Below are 22,843 nucleotides of genomic sequence, written 5' to 3' on the forward strand. Positions count from 1 at the left end.
TGAGTGGATCGGCACGAGGTCTCGATTCGCGTGGTGCGCCCGATTCGATGGCCGTCGATCGATGCGCGTCGTTATGTGCGCCCGACTGTCGCACGAAACGCGCGCGTCACGCAAGCGACGCATCGCGCGACTCGCACGATTCGCGCAGATAGCCGCGCACCGCGCGCCACACGCGTGCGTCGAGCGCGTCCGCATCGGTCTCGCCGCGCCGGCCCGCCGCGTCGACGACGCCCTTGATCATCGCCAGCAGATCGTGCGCGACGACGTCCGGCGCCGCGAGCCGCGGCGCGTCGTCCCGGCCGAACGCGAGCAGCACCGCCGCATGGATGCGATCCGTGACCCGCTGCGACTGCGCGCCGAGCGGCAGGCGCGCCTCCTCGAAGTCGATCAGCCGCGCGAGCGCCGGACGGCGCAGCTGATGCGCGACCGCCGCGCGCACCAGCGCACGCAGGATCGCCTCGCACGACGGCAACGACGCCGCGCGCGCGACATCGTCGAGCAGCACCGCGCTTTCGCGTTCGGCCAGCGCGGCGGTCAATGCGTCGCGATTCGGGAAGTACTGATAGAGCGAGCCGATACTGACGCCCGCATGCGCGGCGACCGCATTGGTCGTGTAGCCGTCGAAGCCTTCGCGCTCGAGAATGCGCGCGGCCGCTTCGACGATCGCGTCGACGGTGGCCGCCGAGCGCTGCTGGCGCGGCGATTTGCGTGGAGCGAGCGGCGTTCGGGCAGGCGTGCGGGGCATGGTGCGGAGGCGGGTCGAGAAAGCGAGTCGATGCTCACATTCTAGGAACGCGATGTCCACACCGTCAAACGGGGCATGCGGGTGACATTCGATGACCGCGCAACCATCTGTCACGCGATGAAGTCGTCTCTTCCACGCGCCCCGCCGAAAGAACAACTGTTGCAACATGCGAAACAACCGTTGCCGAGCGTGACGTGCCGGGAGCAAACGGTGCATAATGGCGTCTTTACGCGCGCCCCGCCCATGTCGCCCGTCTTTCTTGCACCGCTCATCGTTGCCTGTGCGTTGTTCATGGAAAGCGTCGACGCAAACATCATCGTCACGGCCCTGCCCGCGATGGCGCGTGACTTCGGGCACAGCCCCGTCACGCTGAACATCGCGATCACCGCGTACGTCGTCGGGCTCGGCGTGTTCATCCCGATCTGCGGCTGGCTCGCCGACCGCTTCAGCGCACGCGCCGTGTTCCGCACCGCAATCGGCATCTTCGTCGCCGGCTCGCTGTTGTGCGCCGCCTCCAATTCCCTCGGCTTGCTGACGTTCGCGCGCTTCGTGCAGGGCGTCGGCGGCGCGATGATGGTGCCCGTCGGGCGCATCATCATCTTCCGCGCGGTGCCGCGCGCGGATCTCGTCCGCGCGATGAACTACCTCGCGATCCCCGCGCTGTTCGGCCCGACCGTCGGGCCGCTGCTCGGCGGCTTCATCACGACCTACCTGCACTGGCGGATGATCTTCTTCATCAACGTGCCGATCGGCCTGTACGGCATCTATGTCGCCAGCAAGCACATCGCGAACACGCACGAGCCCGACCCGGGCCCGCTCGACTGGTTCGGCTTCCTGCTGTCGGCGAGCGGCGCCGCGCTGCTGCTGATGGGGCTCACGCTGATCGACGGCGCGCTGACCTCGCGCGGCAACGCGCTGGCAATGTGCGTCGCGGGCGCCGCGCTGCTCGCGCTCTACGTGCCGTACGCGCGCCGCAAGGAGCGGCCGGTGCTCGACCTGACGTTCCTGCGCATCCCGACCTATCACGCGAGCGTCGTCGGCGGCTCGCTGTTCCGCATCGGCCTCGGCGCGGTGCCGTTCCTGCTGCCGCTCGCGCTGCAGGAAGGCCTCGGCATGTCCGCGTTCCACTCGGGGCTGATCACCTGCGCATCGGCGCTCGGCGGCGCGGTGAGCCGCTCGACCGCCACCCGTACGCTGCGCCGCTTCGGCTTTCGCACGGTGCTGATCTACAACGCGGCGTTCGCGGGGCTTGCGATCGCCGCCTACGGCGTGTTCCATCCGGGCATGCCGACGTGGGCGATCTGGCTGATCGTGCTGGTCGGCGGGATCTTCCCCGCGCTGCAGTTCACGAGCCTCAACTCGATGATCTACGCGGACATCTCGCCGCGCGACGCGGGCCGTGCGACGAGCCTCGGCAGCGTCGTGCAGCAGATGTCGCTCGGGCTGGGCGTCACCGTCGCCGGGCTCGTGCTGCACCTGTCGCATTGGGCGCAGGGGCACGCGAAGATGGCCTGGTCCGACTTCTGGCCGGCGTTCGTCGTGGTCGGGCTGTGCTCGTTCGCGTCGATCCCGATCACGCGCAGGCTGCCGCTGAACGCCGGCGACGAAGTCGCGCGCGGCAGGCGCCAGTAGGAAGCAACGGTCGGGAAACGGCGGAAGAGACTCGGCGGAAGCCCGCGGCGGAAAAAATCAGCGGACATCCACACGGGGCCGGTGCACAGCCGCATGGATGTCCGCTCAGGGCTCCGAAGCGCTTAATGGGGGCAAGCACTCCGGCTTCGCTTCCTGCGTGCCATGGACGTATGTGCGTCGGAAGCTGAATCGGCGCGCGCACTGCAGCGCGCTCTGGAATGCACTATAAGGAATCTTCGGCAACGCATCTGTCAACGATTGTCAGATGCGGCGCGGCCGCGCCTCGCGCGCACGCGCCGCTTTCGCGCTAAAGTGGTGCCCGACCGCCACCCTTCCCCGCCCATCCGATGCTTACGCTCTCGCCCGCCGCCGCCCGCGCGCTGCATCTCGCCGCGCAGGGCCTGCTGACGCCGCCGCGCCGCAAGGCGACCAAGGCCGACGTGCTCGACACGATCCGCCGCATGGCGCAGTTGCAGATCGATACGATTCACGTCGTCGCGCGCAGCCCGTACCTCGTGCTGTACAGCCGGCTCGGCGCGTATGCGCCGCAATGGCTCGACGAGCACCTCGCCGACGCGCAGCTGTTCGAATACTGGTCGCACGAAGCGTGCTTCCTGCCGATCGAGCAGTTCGGCCTGATGCGCTACAAGATGCTCGATCCGTCGGGGATGGGATGGAAATACGCGGCCGACTGGCATGCGCGCCACCGCGCCGACATCGACCGGCTGCTCGCGCGGATTCACGCGGACGGGCCCGTGCGCTCGGCGGACTTCGTGCGCGAGGACGGCGTGAAGGGCAACGGCTGGTGGGACCGCAAGCCCGAGAAGCGTCACCTGGAAGTGCTGTTCACGACCGGCGAACTGATGGTGGCCGAGCGCCGCAACTTCCAGCGCGTGTACGACGTGCGCGAGCGGGTCCTGCCCGGCTGGGACGACGCGCGCGACCTGCCGCCGCGCGAAGCCGTGCTGCCGGCGCTGCTCGACACCACGTGCCGCGCGCTCGGCGTCGTGCGCGCCGACTGGGTCGCCGACTACTACCGGCTGCCGCGCCGTTCGTACCGCGCGGAACTCGACGCGCTCGCCGACGCGGGCGACCTGATCCCGGTCGCCGTCGACGGCTGGAAGGAGCCGGCGTACGTGCACCCTTCGCTGAACGCGCTGCTGCCGGCCGCCGCGGCCGACACGCTGCGCTCGACCGTCACGACGCTGCTGTCGCCGTTCGACCCGGTGGTGTGGGACCGGCGGCGCGCGTCCGCGCTGTTCGATTTCGACTACACGATCGAGTGCTATACGCCCGCGCACAAGCGGCGCTACGGCTATTTCTGCCTGCCGGTGCTGCATCGCGGCCGCCTGGTCGGCCGGATCGATGCGAAAGCGCATCGCGCGCAACAGGTGTTCGAGCTGAAGGCCGTGCATCTGGAGCCGCACGTGCGCATCGGCGCCGGACTGATGCGCGACGTCGCGAATGCCGTGCACAAGCTGGCGGCGTGGCACGGCACGCCGGACGTGCAGGTCGGCAGCGCGCCGCCGGAACTCGCGCGCGCGCTGGCGGGCGGCTGACGCGCAGCGGCGTCGCTGCAGCGTCGGTTTATCCGCCGCAACGACGCTTCGCGCGGATTACACCTGCGCCGCGATCCACGCCGCGATGTCCGGCCACGCGTCCTTCAGCGTCCGCGAACCCATGAAGAGGCCGATGTGCCCGCCGGGCACGAGCCGGCTCGTCACCTGCGCCGCGGGCGTGCCGAGATACTTGGCCGCATCGAACACCTGCTCCGGCGTCGTGATGTCGTCGGCCTCGCCGGCGAGCAGGTAGACGGGACAGGTCACGTCCTTCAGGTTCAGCGTGCGGCCGAGCGCGACGAACGTGCCCTTCGCGAGCCGGTTCTCCTTGAACAGCTGCACGATCGCCTGCAGGTACCAGCGCCCGGGCAGGTCGATCGGGCTTTCGTACCAGCTCGCGAATGCCTCCTGCTTGCGCAGGTAGTCCGGATCGTCGAGGTGCTCGTACAGGTCGACGTGCTCGGTCAGGTAATGCTGGTCCGGATGCATGTTCTTCCAGCCGCGCAGCATGAAGCGCCCGCGCATCAGCCCGCCGCCCATTTCCACGAGCTCCTCGTAGAACGACGTCGGATACGTGTGCACCATCTGCCGGATCGGGCCGTTGCCCGCGTCGGTGTCGATCGGCGAACCCGCGAGCACGAGGCTCGCGACCTTGTGCGGAAAGCGCGCCGCGTACATCGCCGACATCCAGCCGCCCTGGCACAGCCCGACGAGGTTGACGCGGCCGCCGAGCTCGTCGACGCAGACGTTCAGCTCCGCCAGGTACTGGTCGATCTCGAGATCCTTCATGTCCTCGGTCGCGGATCGCCAGTCGGTCAGGTACAGGCGGCTCACGCCCTGCTCACGCAGCGTCTGCATCAGGCTCTGGCCCGGCTGGTAGTCGGCGATCATCGCGCTGTGCCCGGCATACGGCGCATCGACGATCGTCGGCAGCCCGCGCGCCGCGCCGTCCGAATAGTCGCGGAAGATCATCGTGCGCAGTTCGAGCAGCGGCCGGTTCGCGGTCGCCAGCGCGGGATGCAGCCCGAAATGCAGCTTTTCCTCTTCCGCGAGGAAGCGCAGGTTGCGCGCGGTCAGTTCCGTGCCGGCCTTGAACATCGCGGTGGCGGCGGCCATCGGCCAGAAGATCGGCAGCGCGGGAATCGGGAACGGCACGCCGGCGGGCGGGGTTTGAGTCATGGTCTCTCCGGAAACAAAACGAGCAGTTCAAATGGACAAGCGGTCCAGCAGGCCGCGCGTGTGCCGCGCGATCATCAGGTTCTCGTCGGTCGGGATCACGCGCACCGTCACGCGCGATGCGCCGGCCGAAATCACCGGCCGGTTGCCGGCGTTGGCGGCGGCGTCGAGCTCGATGCCGAGCCAGCCCGCCGCGCGGCAGATGCGCTCGCGCACCGCGGGCGCGTTCTCGCCGATGCCGGCGGTGAAGACCAGCGTGTCGAGGCCGCCCAGCACGCCGGCCAGCGCCGCGAGCTCGCGCGCCGCGCGATACGCGAACAGGTCGACCGCATGCGCGGCCGACGCCGAGTCGCTCGCGAGCAGCGTGCGCATGTCGCTCGACAGGCCCGACACGCCGAGCAGGCCGGATTCCTCGTAGATCAGGTGTTCGACCTCGTCGAGCGTGCGCCCTTCGTGGCGCAGCAGATACAGGATCGCGCCCGGGTCCAGCGCGCCCGTGCGCGTGCCCATCGGCAGCCCGTCGACCGCGGTGAAGCCCATCGTCGTCGCGACGCTGCGGCCCTCCGCGAGCGCGCACAGGCTCGCGCCGTTGCCGAGATGCGCGACGATCGTGCGGCGCTGCGTCCACGACGCGTCGAGCGCGGCGAGCGCCGTCGCGATGTATTCGTAGGACAGCCCGTGAAACCCGTAGCGCAGGACGCCCTGCTCCGTCAGCGCGCGCGGCAGCGCGAATTCGCGTTCGAGCGCCGGCAGCGTGTGATGGAACGACGTGTCGAAGCACGCAACTTGCGGCAGGTCCGGCGCGAGCGCGCTCACCGCGCGGATCGCATCCACGTGATGCGGCTGATGCAGCGGCGCGAGCGGCGACAGCGACGCGATCTTCGCGAGCACGTCGCCGTCGATCCGCACCGGCGCGGAAAAATACCGGCCGCCGTGCACGACCCGGTGCCCGACGCCGTCGAACGCCGCTTCGTCGCCGACATGGCGCGCGAACCATTCATGCAGCGCCTCGATCGCGCCGTGGTGGCCCGTGCGCGCGACCGGGTGATCGGCCAGCGTCGCGCCGCGCGCGTCCTTGACGACGAGGTGCGGCGCGTCGTGCAGGCTGTCGACCTGGCCGTGGACGCCCGCGCCGAGCGAGCGGTCCTCCAGCGTGTCGTAGACGGAGAACTTGAGGCTCGACGAGCCGGCATTCAGCACGAGTACGGGATGTTTCATCGCGCTGCCTCGTCGATGCCGGCAACGCCGGCGCGGCCGGCCGACGCGCGCGTCGCGTGTGCGTAAAGCGCCGCGACCGCGCAGCTCGCCATCCGCGCCCGCTCGTTGTCCGCGCGGCTCGTCAGGATGATCGGCACGCGCGCGCCGAGCACGATGCCGGCCGCATCGGCGTTCGCGAGGAACGTCAGCTCCTTCGCGAGCATGTTGCCGGCTTCGAGATCGGGCGCGAGCAGGATGTCCGCATCGCCCGCGACGGTCGAGCCGAGATGCTTGAGCCGCGCGGCTTCCAGGTTGATCGCGTTGTCGAGCGCGAGCGGGCCGTCGAGCGCCGCGCCCGTGATCTGGCCGCGCTCGGCCATCTTGCAGAGCGCCGCGGCGTCGATCGTCGACGGCAGCTTCGACGTGACCGTCTCGACCGCCGACAGGATCGCGACCTTCGGCCGGTCGACGCCGAGCACGCGCGCGAGATCGATCGCGTTCTGCGCGATTTCGGCCTTCTGCTCGAGCGTCGGACGGATGTTGACCGCCGCATCGGTGATGAACAGCGGCTTCGGGTAGGTCGGCACGTCCATGATGAACACGTGGCTGAGACGACGCTCGGTGCGCAGGCCGGCGCCGTCGCGCACGACCTCGGCGAGCAGTTCGTCGGTGTGCAGGCTGCCCTTCATCAGCGCGTCGGCTTCGCCCGCGCGCACCAGCTCGACCGCGCGCGCCGCCGCCGCGTGGCTGTGCGGCGCATCGACGAGCCGGTAGCCGGACAGGCCGATGCCGAGCGACGCGGCGAGCGCGGTGATGCGCGCCTCGGGGCCGACGAGCACGGGCTCGATGATGCCGGCGCGCGCGGCGTCGACGGCCGCGCGCAGCGAGACGTCGTCGCACGGATGCGCGACCGCGACCTTGACCGGGGAAAGCGTGCGGCAACGCGCGATCAGCGCGTCGTACTTCGGGTGCAGGCGGGAATCGTGGGAATCGGACATCGGGCAAGGCTCCCTTGTCATGTGGGCGGGGAACGTGCTGCATGCTGCAACGCATTCTTGTGCGAATTCCGCGACAGTTTCTTGACATCGGTCAGACATGTCGGGAGAAGTCCCGATAGCATCGATTCGTCCGTGACGGCATGCGCACCCGCAACCGCCGCGCCCTTTCCGCCGGGACCCTCATGCATATCCGTGAAATCCGCTCGAAGATCGCCAGCACCTCGTCCACGCGCAAGATCACGCGTGCGATGGAGATGATGGCGCGCACCAAGATGGCGAGCGCGCAAAAGCGTGCGCGCGAGTTCCGGCCCTATGCCGCGAAAGTGAAAGCGATGGCCGAGCGCCTGATCCGCGACCGGCCCGACTACATGTCGGCGCTGATGGCGCGGCGCGACCCGGTGCGCCGCGTCGGCCTGATCGTCGTCAGCACCGATCGCGGGCTGTGCGGCCCGCTCAACGCGCGGCTCCTCGTCCACTGCGTCGACGCGCTCGCGCAATGGGACCAGGCCGGCATCCCGTTCGAACTGAGCGTGATCGGCGCGCGCGGCGTCGCGCCGCTGTCGCGCTACGGCGCGCACATCACCGCCCGCACCGGCAGTCTCGCCGGCGAGCCGCGTTTCGACGCGCTGCTCGGCGCGTTGCTCGTGCCGCTGACCGCGTTCATCAACGGCGAGCTCGACGAAGTGCGCGTCGCGTACAACCGGCTGACGAGCGCGCTGACGTACGAACCGCGGATCGACACGGTGCTGCCGGTCGTCGGCCTCGACGACGCGCCTGACGCCGGCGGCATGGCATCCGACTACCTGTACGAGCCGGGGCCGCGCCCCGTCGCGGACACCATCCTGCTGCGCTACGTCGAGGCGGTGCTCTATCAGGCCGTCGTCGAAAACTACGCGTGCGAGCAATGCGCGCGGATGTTCAGCATGCAGACCGCGACCGACAACGCGGACCGCGTGTTGCGCGACCTGCGGAACCTGTACCAGAAGACCCGGCAGGCGCAGATCACCACCGAGCTGTGCGAGATCGTCGCCGGCGCGGCGGCCGTCTGAAGGAGGCGCATCGTGGAACCTGTCGCTGTGCTGCAGCTCGACATCCTGAGCATCGAGGAAGTGCTGTTTTCCGGCGTCGCGCGCTCGGTGATCGTTCCCGGCGAGAGCGGCGAACTCGGCATCCATCCGCACCATGCGCCGCTGTTCACGCGGCTGCGGCCCGGCGTCGTGACGGTGACCGACGCGAAGACCGGCGAGCATCGCCGGATTCTCGTCGCGGGCGGCGTGCTGGAGGTGAGTCGGGACGGCGTGACGCTGATCGCCGATCACGCGCTGCGCACGCCCGAACTGGACGCGTTGCGGGCCCGCGAGGCGCGCGACGCGGCGAACGACTGGCGCCGGCGCTATGCGCAGGAAAGCCGGCGCGCGTTCGATTTCGCGGCCGCGCGCGCGGAACTGATGGACGAGATTCGGCGGTTCTTCCTGCTGGCGCTGCGGCAAGGCGCGCCGGGGGAACGGACGGGCGGCGCAGGCTGAGGGCCGCCCGCGCCCGTCGCGGGCGCATGCTGCCCGCGCGCGCGACGGTCAGTCGCGCAGCTTGCGAAAGCGCGGCGTGCCGTCCTCGCGGGTTTCGTTGAACATCGCTTCCGGACGCACCCACAGCCCGCGCGCATGCGGCCACAGGTGCTCGTAGACGACGAGCGATTCCTCCGTTTCGGAATGGCGGGCGACGCCGATCATGCGGTACAGGCCGCCCTTGTAATGGCGGTGGGTCGCGAGTTGTTCGGCTTCCTGTTCGGTCATGGTGCGCTTCCTTCAGCGTGGCAAAAGCGCGTATTGTATGCGCGCCGCCGGTCAGCGCGCCGTGTAGATGTCGGGCCGCCGCAATTCCATCACCCGCTCGGGATGCGACGGCGGCTCGAAGCCGACCGGCCGGTACAGCGCGTGCGCATCGGACGTCACGAGCATGATGCGGCGCAGCCCCTGCACCATGTCCTGCGCGAACACGTGGTCGATCAGCGCGCGGCCGTAACCGTTGCCGCGTTCGGCCGGCAGCACGAACACGTCGCACAGGTAAGCGAAGGTCGCGTGATCGGTGACGAGCCGCGCGAACCCGACCTGCCGCGCGCCGACGTATGCGCCGAAGCACAGCGACCCGTCGATCGCGCGGTCGAACACGTCGCGCGGAATCCCTTTCGACCAGTACGCGTCTCGATGCAGGAAGTCGTAGATCGCGTCGACGTCGAGTTCGTGCTTGTCGGTCGAAAATCTCAGCGTAACGGGGGTGGCAGCGGACACGTGGGCTCTCCGTTGGAACGGTTGGGATAATGATCCGCGCCGGGCTGCGCGGCATACCGCAGCCCGAGCACGTCGAGATACAGGTGAAGCGCGCGCTGCACCGCTTCCGCGACCACGCGCGTGATGTTGCCGAACTCGCCGCCGGCGCACGCGTGGTCGAGCGCGTCATGGTAGGCGGGCCGGTCTTCGTCGCGAATGATCGCGGGCGGATAGCCGTCCTTCATCAGCTCGAGGTCGAGCAGCAGCCGCGCGGTCCGGCCGTTGCCGTCGACGAACGGATGGATCTTCAGGAGCCGCGCATGCAGTTCGGCCGCTCGCGCGATCGGGTGCATCGCGCCGGCCGCGCGATACCAGTCGATCAGCGCCGCCATGTCGGCGGGCAGGTCCAGGAAGCCGGGCGGCATCGTGCTCGCGCCCGCGATCGCGACGTTCTCGTGGCGGTAGCGCCGCACCTCGCCGTCGCCGACCCGGTTCAGCACCAGCCGGTGAAGGTTGCGGATCTGCCGCTCGGACAGCCCCTCGCGCTTCGACACGATGTCTTCGAGATAGCGGATTGCGTCGCGATGATGCGTCGCGTCGAGATGTTCGCGCAGGGGCGTCCCGTCGACCGGGATGCATTCGAGGACGGCCCGGGTCTCATGCAGCGTCGGGTTGTTGTCCTCGATCGCGCTCGCGCTTGCCTGACCGGCCCATTCCCGCACGAGCCGCTCGCGTAACAACAAGACCGCCTGCCGCGACAGCGGACGCGCGGCATCGAGCGTCGCCTTGTCGGCGTCGATCGATTTCAGGAGCGTGGCGGGGAGACTGGACATCAGGCGTTCCGGAACCGCGTTGGATGTCAGCCAGTATATCCCCCGGCGGGCGCGCCCGATCTGCACCAAACACAGTCACGCCCGCAATCACGGACCGACGTCGATGCGGCCGTAGAGGCCGTCGGCCTCGCCGTTGGGTCCCGCCGCGAAGAACAGCGTGTTGACGGGTTGACTGTCGAGGCCATTGCCGAATGCCATGCCCCACAGCCCCGGCTCGACGATCGCGCTACCGTCGTCTTTCTCGATGGTCCCGAGCATGATCCCGGAAGTCGCATCGAACGCGTGGATCATGCCGTCGCCAAAGTTGCCGATCAGGACGGCATTGCCGAAGCGGCCAAAGTCCGCGGGCGCCAATGCCATGCCCCACGGCGCATTCAGCGGCCCGCCCGTGGCGAAGCGCTGCAGGAATTGTCCCGACGGGCTGAACACGTCGATCACGCCGAGGCCCGCGCCCGCCACGTCATCGTGCGCCGCCGCGTCCTGCTTCGCATAACTGACGAACAGCTTCGAGCCGATCGCATGGATGCCGAACGGCGCAAATCCCGCAGGCAAGGCAGGATCCTGAAAGGCGCCGGCCGCCGTGACCTTGGCGAAGGTCCGGTCGAACACGTCGATCCGGTTGTTGTGGAAGTCCGTCGCGTACAGGAAATTCGCCCCGTTGTTGCTGGCCATCGCGAGCCCCTTGTAGACGGCCGCGCCGCCGCTGTCGAACACCGTGACGGCCGACGTCGGGTTGACCGCGGGCGACCCTGCGGTCAGGGTCCCGCCCTCTCCCACGAAGATGAAGGCTGCGGGCCCCGATTTGGCGCCCTGGGTCACCATGAAGTCGGTCGTGCCGTTGAACACGATGCCGGTCGGATCGGGGCCGCCGCTCGTGCCCGGCGGGATCGTCACGACGAGCGGCTGCGGCACGCCGTTGCCGTCATAGAGCGTCGCGTGCTGCGTGCCGTTGTCCGCGACCCATGCGAAGCCCTTGGGATTGAAGGCAATGCCCCACGGATTCTTCAGGTTGGCATCCACGTGAGCAGCCGGAAGCGCGCCGTCGGAAACCAGCGCACTGACCTCGTACTGCCTGATATGGGAGGAACCGCCGCCGCACGCGACGACGCTCGCCAGCACGACAGCCGCCAACGCAGCGCCGAGCGCCGTATGGACCTGTTTCATGGTTGCGCTCCGAGCGCGCGAGAACCACTAGTAAACGGACAGGCGGTCATGATTATTCCGTCCCGGTCGCGGTTGCTTCACTCGTTTGTCGCAGCGGGCCGGTCCCAAGCACCTCCAGATAAGCCGCTACCGCTCGCATTTCCTGCTCCGACAAATTGCTCGAGACGGCCTTCATCGGTTCGCCGCGGGGCCTTTGTCCGCGGTGTCGAAAAACCAATAGTTGCTTCACGATGTAATCGGCGTGTTGGCCGGCGAGTCGCGGCACTTCACCCGCGCCCTCGCCATGCAAGCCATGACAGCCGATGCATGCCGCCACGCCCTTGTCGGGCAAGCCTGACGCAAATATCGATCGGCCCATGTCGACGCGTGGCGGATCGCCCGGCTTGCCCGGCGGAGGAGACCGACTGGAAAAGTACGCGGCAAGCTGCTCGATTTGCGTGTCGCTCAAATGCGTGACACCCCACATGTATTTCTGCGCATTCGGGTCGGAGCGGCGACGACTCCTGAAGTCCGTGAGTTGGGCGATCAGATACTCCCGCGGCTGGGCGGCCAGTTTGGGAAACATGGGCGATACCGAGACGCCGTTCGCGCCGTGACAGTTCGAACACACCTGCAGCGCGATGGTTTTTCCCGCGACGGCCGGCTGGTCGATTGCCCGGGACCGCTCCAGGTCGTCGCACCCTGCCCCGGCCAACAGGATTGCCGGAAGGAGCCGCAGCACGATGCGTTTCATTTGACGTGCCTCCGGGTCGAGATGAAGCAGACCAGGAACCCTGCCTGCCGGATGGCGCCTGACGTTGCGCGTGTCCGTCGACATTGGATCGGGCATCAAGGTATTTGGCGACATGCGTGTACCCGCGGCCGCGAAGACGGGCGGCATCACGCATTCACTGATGACCTAAACGAACGAGCAGGCCGCTTTATTCCAGCGATTCCGTCAGGCGACGCAACAGGCCAGACCTGTCTGCGTGGAAAGTCGAACTGCTTGCGATGGACAGCGCACGAAGCATGCCCCGCAAATCGGCGGCCTTCGCCACCGCGTTATCGGGGTTCGAAAATGCGCAGCACCGGCCGCCCGTCAACCCGCTTCAGCGGGTAATACGAGCGGTGCGTGGTCGGGTCGACCGCGACGACATGCGCATTGGGTCCGACGCGGCCTTCGCCGATCCTGGCCACGTTGGCGCCTTGCACGCGGAACATCGAAACCGTGCCGGCTTCACCGGCGACGTAAAGCGTGCCCGGCGCCGGATCCAGCGCCAGCACATCCGGATCCGCACCGACATCGAATGACCGGCCAACCTGCTTCGTATGCAAATCGAACACGATCAGCTTGTCGTTACCCTCGCACGCGATGAAGGCGAGACCGTCACGCGCATCGATCAACAGGCCGTGATTGCCTTCGGCGCCCGGCAGGTCGAACCGGCCGACGACACGGTCCGTCGCCGGATCGATTTCGACGAGCTGACCGCGCGTCTGGACGTTCACGAAGATGTGACGGGAAACCGGGTCGTACTGCGTATTGCCGACCTCGCCGTCGAGGGGAATCGTGGCGACGCGCCGGTTGCTCCGGACGTCGATGACGGTTTCCGTTTTCCCGTATTCATCGGAGACGTACAGCTTGCGCACGTCGGGGGCGTAGGCCATCCCGTCCGGATAATGCCCTCCCGGCATGCGGGCAACGATTTTCAGTGTCGCGGCGTCGATCGCGACGACCTCGTCGGTGCCGGTCGCGGATGCGTACACGCGCGACAGTTCCGGAATCGCGAGGACGCCGTGCACCGAAGACACGTCCGCGATCCGCGCGGTCACGCGCGAAGCAAGCGTATCGAAAACGATCACTTCGCTGTCACCGAGATGGGCGATGAAGAGCAGGTTGCGGCTCGGGTCCAGGCTCGCGTAGTCGAGCCGCGTCGGGCGGCCGGGTAGCGGAACGTCCGCCACGTGCGTCAACGGCAGGCTGCCGAGCGAAAGATCGTCCGCCGCGGCGTCGACCCTTTGGATAACGACGCCCGTTACCGCCAGTGCGAAGGACATTGCGACCAGCGCGAGAAGGCAGAAACGCCGGTTTCGGATGTGTTTCATGATTTCATCCAGTGACAGCCGCTACCGCCGCATCTGCTGCGAGCCGAGTGCGGCGGCGACGCGACGCCTCAAACGTCAGTGACCAGCGGCCGACTGGGCATCCAGCGCAACCTTCACACCCTTCGCCAGATCGACGGCCTTGCCCTTCCCCCAGAAATGCAGAAACAGAATGCGTGGCGATTCGCCCGCCATGTGCTGGTGGATTGCAACGATGTTGATTCCCGATGCACGCATGCTTTTCAGCACGGCCTGCAGTTCGCTTTCGCGCATGGCGAAGTCGCCATCAACCACCGCCTCGTCGTCCGAGCCGGCGAATGCCGCCCACGTGTTGACGCCCATCTCGTTGCCGATCTTGACGCCGTGCATGCTCGACGGTTTGCCGATCACGATCTTGAACATGCCGTTGTTCGTCTGCCCCTTCGATCCGAAGATCGCCTCGAGCGGTGCGGCCGTGATGGCGCTCGGCTCGGCGATGTGGCCGGGGAAGACGTTTTCCGGAGTCGGGTGCGCGGCGCGGATCTCCGCGATCTTGTCGTAGATCTGTTTCACGCCTTCAGCGAGCTTCGCCGGATCGCCCGTGCCGGCGATGTGCATGAAATAGACCTTCGGCCGGTCAAAGAAGAAATGGTTGTGCAGCGCCGTCACGTCGAGCCCGGCATCGAGCGCCGCACTCATCACGGGATTGACTTCGTCCTCGAACACCACGGTGTCGCCCATCATCATCGACTGCCCGTGATGCCCCGGCGTGAACGCGGCCCACGACGTCAGCCCCATGAACGGTCGCATCGCCCATTCATCGACCTGGATTCTCACATCGCTGCGTGGCTTCGTGACCTTGAAGACGTTCTCTTTCGCCGAATAGGTTCCCTTCATGCCGGTGATCTGCTCGATTTGCTCGGTGTTCATCCCCGCATGCTGCTGCGCGCCGGCCTGACCGGCAACTGCGCCGGCAATCAATACGGCGGCGGCCGCTTGCGTGAGTTTGCTTGGACGTGACATCGGTGATGCCTCCATTGACAGTCGGTCAGTGAAAAGCGCGCATCCTTGTCACGCGGCGATGCTTCGCTTCGTGTTGGCTCCTCGCGGCGTGATCGCGGATTCCCCTATGGCTTGGCCCCTTCGTCCGGCTTGATGTGGCGGAAAGCGACCAGCAGCGAAAGGTCATACGCGATCTTCAGCGCACCGCATGCGACCAGCGGCGCCCCGAGCCAGCCAAGGCCGAACAGGCCGCCGGCCAGCGTAGGCGCGATCGCCGCTGCCAGGCTGCGCGGCACGGACGTGAAGCTGGCGGCGGCCGGGCGCTCCGCCGGCGTGACGACGGCCATCACGTAAGCGGTTCGCGTCGGCACGTCCATCTGCGACAACGCGCTGCGCATCAGCAGCAGCGCCAACGTCACCGGCAGCGACGGCGCCAGGGCAGCGCCGATCAGGCATATGCTCGACGGGATGTGCGTGAAGACCATCGTGTTGAGCAGGCCGATCTTGCGTGAGAGCGGTGCCGCCGCGAGTTGGGAGCCTGCGGCGAGCAGGCCGGTGCAGAAAAAGAACTGGCCGGCTGCGCTGACGGAGAACCCGAATCGCTGCATCAGCCAGAGCGACAGCAACGAGTTGACGATGAGGCCGCCCGCGAACGCGTCGACACTGAACAGCAGCGCAAGCCGCGTGACGATGTGCCGCGATGGCCCGAGCGGAGGCGCCGCTGCCGCCGCGTGCGATCCTGTGCGCGGCAACCTCGTGTACAGCACGCAGACCGCGAGGCCTGTCGCCGCATACACGACAAACATCGCGCGCATTGCGGCCAGCAGCGAAATCCCGGCATGCGACGCAAGCCAAAGCGGCAGGCCCGCGGCGAGCGAGCCCAAGGCGGCTGACACGGCGCCGACCAGGCTGTAGCGCGCAAACAGCGAGGTCCGTGCATGACCGGTTGCCGCTTCGGCGAGACGCGCCTGCTCGAGCGGCAAGAACAGGCTGACGTCGCCCGAACTCGGATTGAGCGTGCCGACGAAGGCGACGACAAGCAGCGGCCACATGCTCGACAGGCTGGCGAAACCGACGCCGGTGGCGGCCATCAGGATCGCCGCGAGGGTCAGCATGCGACGGTGCGGGAAACGGCTGGCCACCATGCCGACCGCGATTGTCGCGACGGCCGAGCCCATCAACGTCGCGGTGCTGATCAGTCCCACATCGATTTGCGCGAAACCGAGCGAGAGCAAGTACGCGGGGAGCAGCACCGCGATGAAGCCGTCACAGAACCCGCGCAGGCCACGGCTCACGAGGATGAGCCACGCGGCAGGCTCGACGCCGGCCGGAAGGAATCGGCGCGAGAGACGGATCGCGAACGAGACGGCCACGCGGCCGCTAGGCACGTGCATCGCGTTGACACCACGCGTAGAGCGCGTCGTACATCACCATCCCGTGCCGTAGCTGCTCGTGATCGTCGGCGAAGTTCCTGGAAAGGCCGATCGAGATCGCATACAGGCCGGCCGCTTCCGGCGCGAGATCGAGCCGCCCGGTATCCGCGCCGCGCACGATCTCGGCGAGTTTGAGCAAGGCCGGGTCATGCAACTGGTACTTGTCGAGAAACGCATCGAAGCTGCAACGGTCGTCGTGGTGTCCAAGCTCGACGTCAGGCACGTCGTAAGGAATCGCGCCGGTTTCCCCCGCCAGTCGCAACACGTCCGCGCCCGGGACGTAGAGGAACTCGGGGGCCTCGTCGATAAAGCGGGCGATCAGCCACGGGCAAGCGATGCGATCGATCTTCGGTCGTTCCCGCGTGATCCACTTCATTTCACGTCTCCTGTCCCGCCATGCGAGTCATCGATGGAGCAGCGGGTAAGCCACCAGCCCGAAGAGTGCCGCGGCGGTCACGATCACCGGTTCCTGCAGCTTCTTGAAGCGCCACAGCAGCACGACCGTTGCAACGGCGAGGATGGCGGTGGGGATATCGACGATCGAGCGCTTCGCGATGACGAGCACGGAGCCCGTGATCGCGCCGACCGCCGCCGCCGTGATGCCGTTGACGAATGCCTTGACGTCGGGCCGATGGCCGTACTTCTTCACGTAGGGCGCAGGAATGATGGTGAACAGATAGCAAGGCAGGAACGTGCCGAGCGCCGCGACGCACGCGCCGGGCAGGCCCGCCACGATGTACCCGATAAAGCCGACCGTGATCACGACCGGCCCCGGCGTGATCATCGCGACCGCGACCGCGTCGACGAACTGCTTGTCGTTCAGCCAGTGATGTTCGGTCACGACGCCGCCGTACAGGAACGGCACGATCGCGAGCCCCGATCCGAACACGAACGCGCCGGCTTTAGCGAAGAACACGCCGATCTGCGCGAGTTGCGGCAGATCGATTCCGCTCAACAGGCCGCTTGCCGCCGGCAGGTTCGCACCGGCGAGGGCATTCAGTCCGCCCTTGTGCAGCCATTTGGGCGGGGCGCGCCAGAACCAGCCCAACAGGCCGGCGACAATGAAGAGCCACGCGATTTCCGATTCCGTGATGAAGGTCACGGCAGCCAGCGTCAGGAAGATCGCCCAGAGCAGCTTGTCGTTGCCGACGGTCTTGGTGGTGAGCTTGTAGGCGCTCATCGCGATGATGCCGACCACCGCGGCCCCGACGCCGTAGAACACCGCCTGCATCCATGACAGTCCGCCGAAGTGCACATAGGCGAACCCGAGCCCGAGCACCATCAGGAACGACGGCAGCACGAACGCGAGCCCGACGAGGGTCGCGCCGAGGATCCGGTAGTGGACGAAGCCGAGATAGATCGCGAGCTGGGCGGCCATCGGCCCCGGTGCGAGCTGGGCCAGCGTGAGCCCTTCCTTGTAATCGGCCTCAGTGATCCAGCCGTGCTTCTCGACGAGATCGCGGCGCATGTAGCCGGCGAGCGCGACCGGGCCGCCGAATCCGAACGTGCCGAGGCGCAGCATGTATCCGACCAGTTGACCCAGCGAGTAGCTCGGCGCGTTGGTGGCAATTGTCGTGGTCATGAACGTCCCCCGGTCTCGCTTTTTCCATTCGACGCAAAGTGCGCGTACAGCGCATCGAGCACCGCGCTCATCTGTTCCAGCAACTGATCGTCGTTTTCGGCGCGTTGTCGCGTGCCGGCCATCACGGCCTCGAAGCCGACCGCTTCAGGCACGGCCGGGCCGCCGACGTCGAGCGCATGCACGATCTCGCCGAGCCGCATCAACGCCGCGTCCTTGTCGAGCCCGAAACTCGCGAGCAGCACCTCGAACGTCACGCGCTCGCCGACGTGCGTGAATGCGGCGCCGTCGAAATCGAAGCCGAGCGCGTCAGGCGGGCACTCGGCCGGCGACGCGAGCCAGATGAAGCGCGCCCGCGCGTCGATGAAGCGCTGGACCAGCCACGCGCTGGCGACGCGATCGACCCACATGCGCTGACGCGTCGCCCAGGTGCGCCCTTTGTACTCGTCGATCGCGAGCAGGCGGATGGCGCGCTCCGCGGCGTGCGGCTCGCCCGGCGACAGCACGGTGTCGACGAGCGCGGCGAAGTCCTGCAACGCGACTTCGGCCCGGGTTGCCGAGTCGCCCGGGAAGTAGTCGATCGCTCGAATGGTGTCGAAGTCCTTGCGCAGGCGGCGCAACAGGCGCGTCAATTCCGTGGCGGACTGCCCGGCAAGCGTCTTGCGGGCATCCGCGAGCGCCCGGGTGAAGGCGGCGTATTCCTCGTCGCGATCGAAGAGCGCGCGGAATTCCCCTTCCTGCGACGCGTTGAGGCTCGGCGCCCGCAACAGGTGGGCGGTGCCGCCGCTTTCTGCGATCGCACCCGCGAGCTCACGCAGCATGCCTTCTCGCTCTTCCGTGTACGGCAGCAGGTAAATGCCGTCGCGCAACACCGCGCAGCCCTTTGCCTTGAGCGCGCGCCAGAACCGCATGCGAGCCGTTGCGTTCTCCGTCGGCAGGGTCAGGACAAGGAGCGACCACGTTGAGATAGTATCCATGTAGACAATACTACTCACACGTCACGACATCTACAAATCTACTTTGAGCGACTTGCCGCGTGATGACATGTCGCGCTCCGGGCCGTCCTGGCCGATTGATAGCCCACGCGCATCAATCCTTCGAAAAAATGCACTTCTCGCGGCCGCCGATCCGGACCACCATGTGCGCTTCGCTCCGGCCCCGCCCGGACGCCATCCAATGAAATATCCGGAGACAACCCGATGTCACATTCCGTGGCCACCCCCTCCCCGTCCAGGGCCGCGGCCGTATTCCGCGTCACCGCCGGCAACTTCCTCGAGCAGTTCGACTTCTTCCTGTTCGGTTTCTATGCAACGCAGATCGCGTCGGTGTTCTTCCCGTCGAGCAGCGAGTTCGCGTCGCTGATGATGACCTTCGCGGTGTTCGGCGCGGGCTTCCTGATGCGCCCGCTCGGCGCGATCGTGCTCGGCGCGTACATCGACGAGGTCGGCCGCCGCAAGGGGCTGATCGTCACGCTGTCGATCATGGCGAGCGGCACGATCCTGATCGCGTTCGTGCCCGGCTACGCGTCGATCGGCCTGCTCGCGCCGGCCGCCGTGCTCGCCGGCCGCCTGCTGCAGGGCTTCTCGGCCGGCGCGGAGCTGGGCGGCGTGTCCGTCTATCTCGCGGAGATGGCGACGCCTGGCCGCAAGGGCTTCTACACGAGCTGGCAGTCGGCCAGCCAGCAGGTGTCGATCGTCGTCGCGGCCGCGCTCGGCTTCGCGCTGAACCAGTGGCTCAGTGCCGCGCAGATCGCCGCGTGGGGCTGGCGCGTGCCGTTCCTCGTCGGCTGCCTGATCGTGCCGGCGATCTTCATGCTGCGCCGCAATCTGCAGGAAACCGAAGAATATGCGCAGCGCCGCCATCGCCCGTCGATGCGCGAGGTGTTCGCGACGCTCGCGCGCAACTGGGGCGTCGTGCTCGGCGGCATGCTGCTCGTCGCGATGACGACGACGAGCTTCTACCTGATCACCGTCTACGCGCCGACCTTCGGCAAGACCGTGCTGCACCTGAGCACCGCGGACAGCCTGCTCGTGACGCTGTGCGTCGCCGTGTCGAACTTCATCTGGCTGCCGATCGGCGGCGCGCTGTCCGACCGCTTCGGCCGCCGCCCGGTGCTGCTCGCGATGACCGCGCTGAACGTGCTGACCGCGTACCCCGCGCTGTCGCTGCTCGCGCACGCGCCGAGCTTCGTCAACATGCTGCTCGTGCTGCTGTGGCTGTCGTTCATGTACGGCCTCTACAACGGCGCGATGGTCGCCGCGCTGACCGAGGTGATGCCCGCCGACGTGCGCGTCGCCGGCTTCTCGCTCGCGTACAGCCTCGCGACCGCGGTGTTCGGCGGCTTCACGCCCGCGATCTCGACCGCGCTGATCCACTCGACCGGCGACAAGGCCGCACCCGGCTACTGGATGAGCTTCGCCGCCGCGTGCGCGTTCGGCGCGACGGTGTTGCTGTACAGCCGCCGCCGCGACGCGCTGCGCGCCGCGTGATCGGCCCGGCGGCTCACTCACGTGCGGCGCCGGTGCGCCGCGCTTTCTCCCGACCTCCGGAACCCGCCCGATGAACAATCGACCGCTCACCCGCCGCGCGGCAATCTGGCTCGCCGCCGCGCTCGCCTCCGTCGCGCTCCAGGCCCGCGCCGCCGAATTGCACGTGATGATTTCCGGCGGCTTCACCGCCGCCTACCAGCAGCTCGGCCCCGGCTTCACCGCCGCGACCGGCGACACGCTCGACACGATCCGCGGCCCGTCGATGGGCCAGTCGAAGGAGGCGATTCCGAACCGCCTCGCGCGCGGCGAGCAGGCCGACGTGCTGATCATGGTCGGCTACGCGCTCGACAAGCTGATCCAGGAAGGCAAGGTGATCCCTGCGTCGCGCGTCGAGCTCGCCGATTCGCGGATCGGCATGGTCGTGCGCGCGGGCGCGCCGAAACCGGACATCGGCACCGTCGACGGGCTGAAGGACGCGCTGCTGCGCGCGAAGTCGGTCGCGTACTCGGACAGCGCGAGCGGCGTCTACATCGAGCAGGAAATGTTCAGGAAGCTCGGCATCGAAGCGCAGGTTCGCCCGAAGGCGTCGATGGTGCCGAAGATCCCGGTCGCGTCGGTCGTCGCGAACGGCGACTACGAGATCGGCTTCCAGCAGGTCAGCGAACTGCTGCCGGCGCAGGGCGTCACGTACGTCGGCAAGGTGCCCGAAGCGGTGCAGTCGGTCACGCGCTTCGCGGGCGGCATTCCGGTCGGCGCCGCGCATCCGGAGAACGCGAAGACGCTGCTCGACTATCTCGCGTCGCCGCAGGCGCAGCCGGTCGTGCGGGCGACCGGGCTCGATTCGGTGACGGCGCGCTGACATGCCGGACGCGCATGAACACGCCGCCCAGGCCCTTCAGATGCCGGCCTGATTCACGCGCTTCGACAGCGCGTCCGCGCTTTCCTTCCGTTCGCTGTACCGGTCGACGAGGTACGGGCCGATGTCCCGGGTCAGCAGCGTGAACTTGACCAGTTCCTCCATGACGTCCACGACGCGATCGAAATAGGCGGACGGCTTCATCCGGCCCGCGTCGTCGAATTCCATGAACGCCTTCGCCACCGACGACTGGTTCGGGATGGTCAGCATGCGCATCCAGCGCCCCAGCACGCGCATCTGGTTCACGGCGTTGAACGACTGCGAGCCGCCGCTGACCTGCATGACGGCAAGCGTCTTTCCCTGGGTCGGCCGGATGGCGCCGACCGACAGCGGAATCCAGTCGATCTGCGACTTCATGATGCCGGTCATCGCGCCGTGCCGTTCGGGCGAGCACCACACCATGCCTTCCGACCATTGCGCCAGCTCACGCAGTTCGACGACTTTCGGGTGACTCTCGGGCGCGTCATCGGGCAACGGCAAACCGCTCGGATCGAATACGCGCGCGTCGGCGCCCATCGCCGTCAGCAGGCGTGCGGCTTCCTCGATCAGCAGGCGGCTGAACGAACGCTCCCGCAGCGAACCGTACAGGAGCAGGAATCGGGGCGGATGGGTCGACGGCGACGACGGCCGCAAGCGGCTGGCGTCCGGCACGCGGAACAGTGCAGCGTCGAGCTGCGGCAGGTCAGTCATGGTTTGGTCCTCGTGTTTGCTCAAGCCCGCTCGTACCAGCCTTTGGACTGGTTGACGATGCGCACCACCAGCAGCATGACCGGCACTTCGATCAGCACGCCCACGACGGTGGCCAGCGCTGCGCCGGAATGGAAGCCGAACAGGCTGATCGCGGCCGCGACCGCCAGCTCGAAGAAGTTGGATGCGCCGATCAGCGCCGACGGGCACGCGATACTGTGCTTTTCGCCGACGGCGCGATTCAGCCAGTACGCGAGCGCCGAGTTGAAGAACACCTGGATCAGGATCGGCACCGCGAGCAGCGCAATCACGAGCGGCTGCGTCAGGATCGCTTCGCCCTGGAACGCGAACAGCAGCACCAGCGTGGCCAGCAGCGCGGTGATGGACCACGGGCCGATCTTCGCCATCGCGGCGTCGAACGCCGCCTGCCCCTTCGCAAGCAGCAGCTTGCGCCAGACCTGCGCGAGAATCACCGGAATGACGATGTAGAGCACGACCGACGTGAGCAGCGTGGCCCATGGCACCGTAATCGCGGACATGCCCAGCAGCAGGCCGACCAGCGGCGCGAAGGCGATCACCATGATGCTGTCGTTCAACGCCACCTGCGACAGCGTGAACAACGGATCGCCGCCGGTCAGCCGGCTCCAGACGAATACCATCGCCGTGCAGGGCGCGGCGGCCAGCAGGATCAGGCCGGCGATGTAGCTGTCGAGCTGCGCCGCCGGCAGCATGGGTGCAAACAGATGCTGGATGAACAGCCAGCCGAGAAACGCCATCGAGAACGGCTTGACGAGCCAGTTCACGACCAGCGTGACGCCGATGCCTTTGACGTGCTGACGGACTTCATGCAGCGCGCCGAAGTCGACCTTCACGAGCATCGGGATGATCATCACCCAGATCAGCAGCCCGACGGGGAGGTTGACCTCTGCATATTCCATCCGGCCAATCTGCTGAAACAGGCCGGGCAGCGCCTGGCCGAGCGCGATGCCGGCGACGATACACAGCGCCACCCACACTGTCAGATAGCGTTCGAAGAAGTTGATGGCGGGCTTTGCGCCTGCCCTTTCCGGCGGGACGACGTTGGACGTGTTCATTGGACGGCTCGATG

Annotated in this window: 23 protein-coding genes; 6 read left to right on the forward strand and 17 right to left on the reverse strand. The window is 67.6% G+C overall.

Annotated elements, in window-relative coordinates; genetic code table 11:
- Positions 1 to 106 precede the first annotated feature (106 nt).
- Entirely contained in the window at positions 107 to 745 is a 639-nt protein-coding gene (locus tag B7P44_RS28255) for a TetR/AcrR family transcriptional regulator (protein ID WP_084909177.1), read from the reverse strand.
- 243 nt (positions 746 to 988) lie between these two features.
- On the opposite strand from B7P44_RS28255, the gene B7P44_RS28260 reads away from it, so the two are divergent.
- Both B7P44_RS28260 and B7P44_RS28265 read left to right on the forward strand, forming a co-directional pair.
- Positions 989 to 2,377 carry an MFS transporter gene (locus B7P44_RS28260; RefSeq protein ID WP_084909178.1) on the forward strand — a complete coding sequence of 463 codons (1,389 nt, stop codon included), beginning with the start codon at positions 989 to 991 and terminating at the stop codon, positions 2,375 to 2,377.
- A 347-nt stretch (positions 2,378 to 2,724) separates the two neighbouring features.
- Positions 2,725 to 3,936, forward strand: a complete 1,212-nt coding sequence (locus B7P44_RS28265) for a winged helix-turn-helix domain-containing protein (RefSeq protein WP_084909179.1) — start codon at positions 2,725 to 2,727, stop codon at positions 3,934 to 3,936.
- Positions 3,937 to 3,993: 57 nt separating this feature from the next.
- Here the strand turns inward: B7P44_RS28265 and B7P44_RS28270 are convergent, their stop codons facing one another.
- From B7P44_RS28270 to B7P44_RS28280, 3 genes are read right to left on the reverse strand one after another with little or no spacing between them, the layout of a single operon-like run.
- Positions 3,994 to 5,115: an alpha/beta fold hydrolase gene (locus B7P44_RS28270; RefSeq protein WP_084909180.1), complete on the reverse strand. Its 1,122-nt coding sequence runs from the start codon at positions 5,113 to 5,115 to the stop codon at positions 3,994 to 3,996.
- A 27-nt stretch (positions 5,116 to 5,142) separates the two neighbouring features.
- A complete protein-coding gene (locus B7P44_RS28275) occupies positions 5,143 to 6,330 on the reverse strand; it encodes an acetate/propionate family kinase (protein WP_084909181.1) in 1,188 nt (395 codons plus the stop codon).
- A complete protein-coding gene (locus tag B7P44_RS28280; RefSeq protein WP_084909182.1) occupies positions 6,327 to 7,307 on the reverse strand; it encodes a phosphate acetyltransferase in 981 nt (326 codons plus the stop codon). Before B7P44_RS28280 ends, B7P44_RS28275 begins: the two co-directional genes overlap by 4 nt.
- A gap of 182 nt (positions 7,308 to 7,489) precedes the next feature.
- Between B7P44_RS28280 and atpG the strand changes: the two genes are divergently transcribed.
- Both atpG and atpC read left to right on the forward strand, forming a co-directional pair.
- Positions 7,490 to 8,356, forward strand: a complete 867-nt coding sequence (atpG, locus tag B7P44_RS28285; RefSeq protein ID WP_084910070.1) for an ATP synthase F1 subunit gamma — start codon at positions 7,490 to 7,492, stop codon at positions 8,354 to 8,356.
- A 12-nt stretch (positions 8,357 to 8,368) separates the two neighbouring features.
- Complete coding sequence (gene atpC, locus B7P44_RS28290; protein ID WP_231716735.1) at positions 8,369 to 8,833, forward strand: ATP synthase F1 subunit epsilon; 465 nt, start codon at positions 8,369 to 8,371, stop codon at positions 8,831 to 8,833.
- A 48-nt stretch (positions 8,834 to 8,881) separates the two neighbouring features.
- Here the strand turns inward: atpC and B7P44_RS28295 are convergent, their stop codons facing one another.
- The 11 genes from B7P44_RS28295 to B7P44_RS28345 all read right to left on the reverse strand — a co-directional run bounded on the left by B7P44_RS28295 (position 8,882) and on the right by B7P44_RS28345 (position 18,620).
- Positions 8,882 to 9,100: a DUF1653 domain-containing protein gene (locus tag B7P44_RS28295; RefSeq protein WP_084909184.1), complete on the reverse strand. Its 219-nt coding sequence runs from the start codon at positions 9,098 to 9,100 to the stop codon at positions 8,882 to 8,884.
- A 51-nt stretch (positions 9,101 to 9,151) separates the two neighbouring features.
- Positions 9,152 to 9,595 (reverse strand): GNAT family N-acetyltransferase, encoded by a 444-nt coding sequence (locus B7P44_RS28300; protein WP_084909185.1) that lies wholly within the window; start codon positions 9,593 to 9,595, stop codon positions 9,152 to 9,154.
- A complete protein-coding gene (locus tag B7P44_RS28305) occupies positions 9,568 to 10,407 on the reverse strand; it encodes a Fic family protein (RefSeq protein ID WP_084910071.1) in 840 nt (279 codons plus the stop codon). The genes B7P44_RS28300 and B7P44_RS28305 overlap by 28 nt, the downstream gene beginning before the upstream one ends.
- An 87-nt stretch (positions 10,408 to 10,494) precedes the next feature.
- A complete protein-coding gene (locus B7P44_RS28310) occupies positions 10,495 to 11,571 on the reverse strand; it encodes a TIGR03118 family protein (RefSeq protein ID WP_084909186.1) in 1,077 nt (358 codons plus the stop codon).
- Between the two features lie 52 nt (positions 11,572 to 11,623).
- The gene (locus B7P44_RS28315) at positions 11,624 to 12,304 is read right to left on the reverse strand and encodes a c-type cytochrome (RefSeq protein ID WP_084909187.1); all 681 of its coding nucleotides are present in this window, start codon (positions 12,302 to 12,304) and stop codon (positions 11,624 to 11,626) included.
- A 308-nt stretch (positions 12,305 to 12,612) separates the two neighbouring features.
- Entirely contained in the window at positions 12,613 to 13,653 is a 1,041-nt protein-coding gene (locus B7P44_RS28320; RefSeq protein ID WP_084909188.1) for a YncE family protein, read from the reverse strand.
- 75 nt (positions 13,654 to 13,728) lie between these two features.
- The gene (locus tag B7P44_RS28325) at positions 13,729 to 14,667 is read right to left on the reverse strand and encodes a DUF1259 domain-containing protein (RefSeq protein WP_456264003.1); all 939 of its coding nucleotides are present in this window, start codon (positions 14,665 to 14,667) and stop codon (positions 13,729 to 13,731) included.
- Positions 14,668 to 14,756: 89 nt separating this feature from the next.
- The gene (locus tag B7P44_RS28330; protein WP_084909190.1) at positions 14,757 to 16,025 is read right to left on the reverse strand and encodes an MFS transporter; all 1,269 of its coding nucleotides are present in this window, start codon (positions 16,023 to 16,025) and stop codon (positions 14,757 to 14,759) included.
- Complete coding sequence (locus B7P44_RS28335) at positions 16,012 to 16,440, reverse strand: chromate resistance protein ChrB domain-containing protein (protein WP_084909191.1); 429 nt, start codon at positions 16,438 to 16,440, stop codon at positions 16,012 to 16,014. The genes B7P44_RS28330 and B7P44_RS28335 overlap by 14 nt, the downstream gene beginning before the upstream one ends.
- A gap of 27 nt (positions 16,441 to 16,467) precedes the next feature.
- Positions 16,468 to 17,646 carry a chromate transporter gene (locus B7P44_RS28340; protein WP_084909192.1) on the reverse strand — a complete coding sequence of 393 codons (1,179 nt, stop codon included), beginning with the start codon at positions 17,644 to 17,646 and terminating at the stop codon, positions 16,468 to 16,470.
- Positions 17,643 to 18,620 (reverse strand): chromate resistance protein ChrB domain-containing protein, encoded by a 978-nt coding sequence (locus B7P44_RS28345; RefSeq protein WP_084909193.1) that lies wholly within the window; start codon positions 18,618 to 18,620, stop codon positions 17,643 to 17,645. Before B7P44_RS28345 ends, B7P44_RS28340 begins: the two co-directional genes overlap by 4 nt.
- Before the next feature lie 222 nt (positions 18,621 to 18,842).
- On the opposite strand from B7P44_RS28345, the gene tcuC reads away from it, so the two are divergent.
- Both tcuC and B7P44_RS28355 read left to right on the forward strand, forming a co-directional pair.
- Positions 18,843 to 20,132 (forward strand): MFS transporter, encoded by a 1,290-nt coding sequence (gene tcuC, locus B7P44_RS28350; RefSeq protein ID WP_084909194.1) that lies wholly within the window; start codon positions 18,843 to 18,845, stop codon positions 20,130 to 20,132.
- A gap of 70 nt (positions 20,133 to 20,202) precedes the next feature.
- Positions 20,203 to 20,991 carry a substrate-binding domain-containing protein gene (locus tag B7P44_RS28355; protein ID WP_084909195.1) on the forward strand — a complete coding sequence of 263 codons (789 nt, stop codon included), beginning with the start codon at positions 20,203 to 20,205 and terminating at the stop codon, positions 20,989 to 20,991.
- Between the two features lie 36 nt (positions 20,992 to 21,027).
- On the opposite strand, the gene arsH is transcribed toward B7P44_RS28355, so the two are convergent.
- Together arsH and arsB are read right to left on the reverse strand one after the other, a co-directional pair.
- Complete coding sequence (gene arsH / locus B7P44_RS28360) at positions 21,028 to 21,738, reverse strand: arsenical resistance protein ArsH (RefSeq protein WP_084910072.1); 711 nt, start codon at positions 21,736 to 21,738, stop codon at positions 21,028 to 21,030.
- Positions 21,739 to 21,758: 20 nt separating this feature from the next.
- Complete coding sequence (gene arsB, locus B7P44_RS28365) at positions 21,759 to 22,829, reverse strand: ACR3 family arsenite efflux transporter (RefSeq protein WP_084909196.1); 1,071 nt, start codon at positions 22,827 to 22,829, stop codon at positions 21,759 to 21,761.
- Between the last annotated feature and the right edge of the window lie 14 nt (positions 22,830 to 22,843).

This window comes from Burkholderia ubonensis subsp. mesacidophila, assembly GCF_002097715.1.
GTDB lineage: Bacteria > Pseudomonadota > Gammaproteobacteria > Burkholderiales > Burkholderiaceae > Burkholderia > Burkholderia mesacidophila.

Excerpts from the sequence above, each read along its gene's own strand:
- B7P44_RS28255 (WP_084909177.1), bottom strand. The coding sequence starts at position 745 with ATGCCCCGCACGCCTGCCCGAACGCCGCTCGCTCCACGCAAATCGCCG.
- B7P44_RS28260 (WP_084909178.1), top strand. The coding sequence starts at position 989 with ATGTCGCCCGTCTTTCTTGCACCGCTCATCGTTGCCTGTGCGTTGTTC.
- B7P44_RS28265 (WP_084909179.1), top strand. The coding sequence starts at position 2,725 with ATGCTTACGCTCTCGCCCGCCGCCGCCCGCGCGCTGCATCTCGCCGCG.
- B7P44_RS28270 (WP_084909180.1), bottom strand. The coding sequence starts at position 5,115 with ATGACTCAAACCCCGCCCGCCGGCGTGCCGTTCCCGATTCCCGCGCTG.
- B7P44_RS28275 (WP_084909181.1), bottom strand. The coding sequence starts at position 6,330 with ATGAAACATCCCGTACTCGTGCTGAATGCCGGCTCGTCGAGCCTCAAG.
- B7P44_RS28280 (WP_084909182.1), bottom strand. The coding sequence starts at position 7,307 with ATGTCCGATTCCCACGATTCCCGCCTGCACCCGAAGTACGACGCGCTG.
- atpG (WP_084910070.1), top strand. The coding sequence starts at position 7,490 with ATGCATATCCGTGAAATCCGCTCGAAGATCGCCAGCACCTCGTCCACG.
- B7P44_RS28295 (WP_084909184.1), bottom strand. The coding sequence starts at position 9,100 with ATGACCGAACAGGAAGCCGAACAACTCGCGACCCACCGCCATTACAAG.
- B7P44_RS28305 (WP_084910071.1), bottom strand. The coding sequence starts at position 10,407 with ATGTCCAGTCTCCCCGCCACGCTCCTGAAATCGATCGACGCCGACAAG.
- B7P44_RS28310 (WP_084909186.1), bottom strand. The coding sequence starts at position 11,571 with ATGAAACAGGTCCATACGGCGCTCGGCGCTGCGTTGGCGGCTGTCGTG.
- B7P44_RS28315 (WP_084909187.1), bottom strand. The coding sequence starts at position 12,304 with ATGAAACGCATCGTGCTGCGGCTCCTTCCGGCAATCCTGTTGGCCGGG.
- B7P44_RS28320 (WP_084909188.1), bottom strand. The coding sequence starts at position 13,653 with ATGAAACACATCCGAAACCGGCGTTTCTGCCTTCTCGCGCTGGTCGCA.
- B7P44_RS28325 (WP_456264003.1), bottom strand. The coding sequence starts at position 14,667 with ATGGAGGCATCACCGATGTCACGTCCAAGCAAACTCACGCAAGCGGCC.
- B7P44_RS28330 (WP_084909190.1), bottom strand. The coding sequence starts at position 16,025 with ATGCACGTGCCTAGCGGCCGCGTGGCCGTCTCGTTCGCGATCCGTCTC.
- B7P44_RS28335 (WP_084909191.1), bottom strand. The coding sequence starts at position 16,440 with ATGAAGTGGATCACGCGGGAACGACCGAAGATCGATCGCATCGCTTGC.
- B7P44_RS28340 (WP_084909192.1), bottom strand. The coding sequence starts at position 17,646 with ATGACCACGACAATTGCCACCAACGCGCCGAGCTACTCGCTGGGTCAA.
- B7P44_RS28345 (WP_084909193.1), bottom strand. The coding sequence starts at position 18,620 with ATGGATACTATCTCAACGTGGTCGCTCCTTGTCCTGACCCTGCCGACG.
- tcuC (WP_084909194.1), top strand. The coding sequence starts at position 18,843 with ATGTCACATTCCGTGGCCACCCCCTCCCCGTCCAGGGCCGCGGCCGTA.
- B7P44_RS28355 (WP_084909195.1), top strand. The coding sequence starts at position 20,203 with ATGAACAATCGACCGCTCACCCGCCGCGCGGCAATCTGGCTCGCCGCC.
- arsH (WP_084910072.1), bottom strand. The coding sequence starts at position 21,738 with ATGACTGACCTGCCGCAGCTCGACGCTGCACTGTTCCGCGTGCCGGAC.
- arsB (WP_084909196.1), bottom strand. The coding sequence starts at position 22,829 with ATGAACACGTCCAACGTCGTCCCGCCGGAAAGGGCAGGCGCAAAGCCC.